Origin of the sequence: Paenibacillus sp. VTT E-133291 (genome assembly GCF_002264395.1) — a bacterium.
Taxonomy (GTDB): domain Bacteria; phylum Bacillota; class Bacilli; order Paenibacillales; family Paenibacillaceae; genus Paenibacillus_AQ; species Paenibacillus_AQ nitricinens.
In genome coordinates this window covers 1-4,283 of sequence record NZ_NFVA01000177.1, presented here as the reverse complement: position 1 = coordinate 4,283, position 4,283 = coordinate 1, and the positions used below count along the sequence as shown (strand labels likewise).

The following is a 4,283-nucleotide window of genomic DNA, read 5'->3' as shown; positions in this document are numbered from 1 at the left end:
CGCCTGAATTCAATATTCGATGTCGAGTAATCTTCTTGGGATACTTTGTGATCAAAAGCGGACTTTTTAAACAGCCTCTTATAGTATACCAGCATCCTGTGAGTGGGTGAAATCATCTAAGGTTCGGGCAAGCCGGGCAAAAGACAGGGGACATCTGCCAATTTAGTTCTAGTAAAGACAGATGTCCATGAGGCGGGTGCTGACTCCGCATATAGTTATACTGTCTTGAGAATACGACGGGGCAGGGTGAAGGCCGTGAAAGCGAGAAAGAGAAAAAAACACAAGCATCCGCGAGAATATCGCGACGGTTATCACGAAGGATATCGTCTTGGCATGTGTGAGGCTGTGCAGCGTCTGAATACTCCAGGGGTCGAAGCCTGCCGACCATTTAAGTTAATGTATGTTCCTCAAGGATTTCAGGCGATCGACACTGGCGTAACGGAGGCGCTGCAGCAGCTTGTAAGTGAGCTTGTAATAAGTACTCCTGAAACAATGCTGGAAACCGCGGCACGGGAAATGCCTGGGGCAGTGTTAGTGATGAATGGGCTTCATGTATTCCCGGAAAATCATTTAGAACAGATTTCGGAGATAAGAAAGCTAGGCATCAAAGCCGCCATTTGGTTTGTGGATGATCCTTATTTTACAGAGGACACTTCAGTCATTTGCAAGCATTATGATCACGTATTTACACATGAGCTGGGTTGCGTAGAGTTTTATCAATCCCTTGGGGTGTCATCGGTTCATTATTTGCCACTATGTGTCAATCCAAAGATGTTCTACCCACGGCGTACCGGCCCGCAATATCAGTATGACATTGTATTTATTGGTAATGCATTTCGTAATCGGACAGAGCTGTTCGACGAACTGGCACCTTATCTTAAGGGGAAGAAAGTGCTTATAGCTGGGGGATTCTGGGAACGCCTCGCAACCTATGATCAACTTACGCCTTTTATCAGTAATGGCTTTATCCCGCCTGAGGAGACAGCGAATTACTACAGTGGTGCAAAAATAGTCATTAATATTCACCGCCCGTGGGAAGAGGGTCAGGATAACCGGAATAGCTACCGCCTTCCTTCTCGTTCTATTAATCCGCGCACCTATGAGATCAGCGCCTGCGGTACTATGCAGCTTACGGATGTTCGTGAGGATTTGGGCAATTATTATCGGCCTGGTTATGATCTGGATACTTTTGGCTCCGCTAAGGAACTGCAGCAGAAGATTGAGTACTATCTGAAGCATGAAAAAGAGCGGCGAATCTATGCTTTACGGGGATTACAGACTACCATGCGAAACCATACATTCACTGCTCGTTTGCCTCATTTGCTGAATGTGATTGCTTCACGTGTATGAAATCTATAAAGGGATAAAGGAGCGAGGATTATGAACAATAATGAATTTATTATGCCTACACCCCCATTACCTCTGACACCTCCGGAGGAAGAAAAGCTGCGTGGTCGTCTGAGTGGTTTCAAGGGTGGTTATGATGAGGGCTATTTACGGGGGCGCCTTGCGATCCTGAATGGTCGGCCAGAAGAAGTATTTCCTGTAAGGAATATTCATGTCATGTATGTCGCTTCTGGCAAAGGCTACCCTTACTCTCCTTTAGATGATGCGGTTCTTTGCGCATTACAAAAATTAACAGCTCAAGTCACAATTACGGATGTGCGTCAAAATCTAGTAGAACTGGCTGCAGCGCAAAGACCGGATCTGGTATTGGTGCTAGACGGTATGGATTTACCTCTTGAACAGATTGATGCTATTCGTGCTAGTGGCATCCGGACAGCTATTTGGCTTACAGATGATCCCTATTATACTGACTTTACGATCAAGATTGTGGCACACTACGATTTTGTATTCACCCTTGAACGTAATTGTATTGATTTCTATCGGGGACTTGGTTGCCCAGAGGTCCATTATCTCCCCTTTGCTGCTCATCTGGAACATTACCGTCCTACTACAACACGTTCACCAGTGAATCGGGAAGTTAGCTTTATTGGCTCCGCCTATTGGAACCGGGTGAACTTCTTCCGTGAGATTCTTCCTGATTTGATGAACTATAACACAGTGATTAACGGAATCTGGTGGGATCGTCTGCCAGAGGCTCCACTCTACGGTGACCGTATTGAAATTGGTAAATGGATGTCCCCGCAAGAGACGTCGGTAGCTTACAGCGGCTCCAAAATCGTCATTAACCTCCACCGCTCACACATTGATGAAGTAGTTAATAATAATACGCTTTCGATTCCTGCGGTTTCTCCTAATCCACGTACTTTTGAAATTGCAGCAACGGGCACGTTGCAATTAGTAGATGCCAGAGATGATATGGGATCTTTCTACAAACCAGGTGAAGAAATTGAGACCTTTGCAAGCCCTCAGGAAATGATGGATAAGATCCGTTATTACTTAACCCACGAGGAGGAACGCCGGGCAATCGCGCTGCGTGCTTTTGAACGGACGCTCAAGGATCACACTTACGCAAAACGTATTCACCAGTTGCTAACAGTAATCTACGGCTAGACTTAGGCCTAAACTGGATATGGAAATGTGCGCTTAGCAGGGGACAGGTGTCGTGCCGGCATCTGTTTTTCCTCGATATACTGTAGAACCAGACCTCAGCGTATGCCTGTAACCTGATGAAAAGAAGCTGATGCTTTCGAAGTGAGTTTTACTGCGAAGTAAGAAACGTGAGCAACGCTTCGTAAAACTTTTAGGGAGGTGAATGGCTGCTCCAGGCCCTCGTTAGGGAGCGCCGAAACGCCATGGCTGATAAAGCTACAATCGTCCTCTTTTCACATGTATCTAATACACGCAGTATTACCGGAGCGGAGAAGCTGTTGTTGTTCTTCGCTCAGGAGCTTTCTCCGTACTTTAATTGTATTCTCGTTGCACCACAGGACGGCAAGCTGACTGCTCAGGCTAGAAGCTTCGGGATAAGTGTACAGTTGCTCTCGATTCCACTTTTATATGGAATGTACACTCCTTATGCAGGGCTCGAGGCAGATGCTCGTAAATTCCAGGAAAGCAGGGAGTATCACGAGTTAACAGACTGGCTGACCTCTCTGCGCCCGGCGTTTATTATTACAAGTACCTGTGTCCATGCTTTGCCGGCAATGGCTGCCAAGTCACTGGGCATTCCGGTGGTATGGAAAATATCAGAGACGATAACAGACAATGAATATACACCCATTAGTGTAGGGCTGATTCATCGGAATAGTGATGAGATTCTGGCTATTTCACAGACGGCAGCAGCTTGCTTTCCAGAGGAAGTGAGAGTGGAGAAAGTAATCCAGCTTCCCCCTTCATGGAATGACAAAGAGATGATGATTGAGGCTTGGAGCAAGCTTCGGGGCGAACGACGGCGAGAGCTAAAGATTAAACCGCAGGAGCAGCTGGTCGGTTATATTTCTTCCTTTATTAATAAGGAAAAAGGATTGGAACATTTTGTGAAAATGGCTGTGCTTGTGTACGCGGTCCATCCTAGTGCGAAATTTGTTGTCATAGGTTCAGCTGGTGACAAAAGCTACTATGATCGCTGTGTCCGCAAGGTAAAGCTCGAGGGTCTGTATACCCGATTTAAATTTGTTGGTTATGCTGAATGCCTTCCATCTGCTTATTGCGCTATGGATGTGCTGGTTGTTCCCAGCCTGATCCGCGAAGGCTTTGGAATGACGGCTTTGGAAGGAATGGCTTTTGGAAAGCCCGTGGTCGCTTACGACTCCGGGGGCTTGCGCGAAATCCTGCACGCAGCAGGCTGCGGCGATAATCTCGTGCCCGCGTCGGACATTTCCGCGCTGGCCGAAAGAGTCAACGTCATGCTGGCGCAGCCGGGACTGGCGATAACCATAGGCGCCCAAGCGCGGGAGCGCGTCGACGCCGTTTATGGTCCGGCGGCTTATCGGAGCCGCCTGCAGGGTCTTGCGGAGATGTGGAGCCTCCGCTATTGCAGCGCACCGCCGGTGCGCGAGGCCGACAGCGTGGTGGAACCACCCGCTGTCCTGCCTGAATTGCCCGCTGCGTCGCCGGCTTTGCCGCGAAGCAAGGCCCTGCCGAGCCGCGTCGCCCGCAAGCGACGCGGCAAAGCCCGGGCGCGCCGCGGAAGCGGGCGCCCGTTGGTTTTTCGCCGCGTTGCTCGCAAGCGGCGTAAGGGTTCTGCCCGGCGGCGGAGCACCGCCGGGGGCAAGCGCCGCCGGGCCCGCCGGGGTGGGCGGCGGCGCGCAGCGTAAATGCCTCGATTGCCGCTCATCGGGCCGTGGGCAAAGAACGGTAAAAATCCCGTTCATTGT

At 49.5% G+C, this 4,283-nt stretch carries 3 protein-coding genes; all 3 read left to right on the top strand.

The window, feature by feature from the left end; translation table 11 throughout:
* The first annotated feature begins 333 nt into the window (after positions 1-333).
* Complete coding sequence (locus CA598_RS31120) at positions 334-1,350, top strand: CgeB family protein (RefSeq protein WP_094879007.1); 1,017 nt, start codon at positions 334-336, stop codon at positions 1,348-1,350.
* Positions 1,351-1,401: 51 nt separating this feature from the next.
* On the top strand, positions 1,402-2,517 hold the full coding sequence (locus CA598_RS31115; protein WP_094879008.1) for a CgeB family protein: 1,116 nt from the start codon (positions 1,402-1,404) through the stop codon (positions 2,515-2,517).
* 242 nt (positions 2,518-2,759) lie between these two features.
* Entirely contained in the window at positions 2,760-4,223 is a 1,464-nt protein-coding gene (locus CA598_RS31110) for a glycosyltransferase family 4 protein (protein WP_094879006.1), read from the top strand.
* The last annotated feature ends 60 nt before the right edge of the window (positions 4,224-4,283 follow it).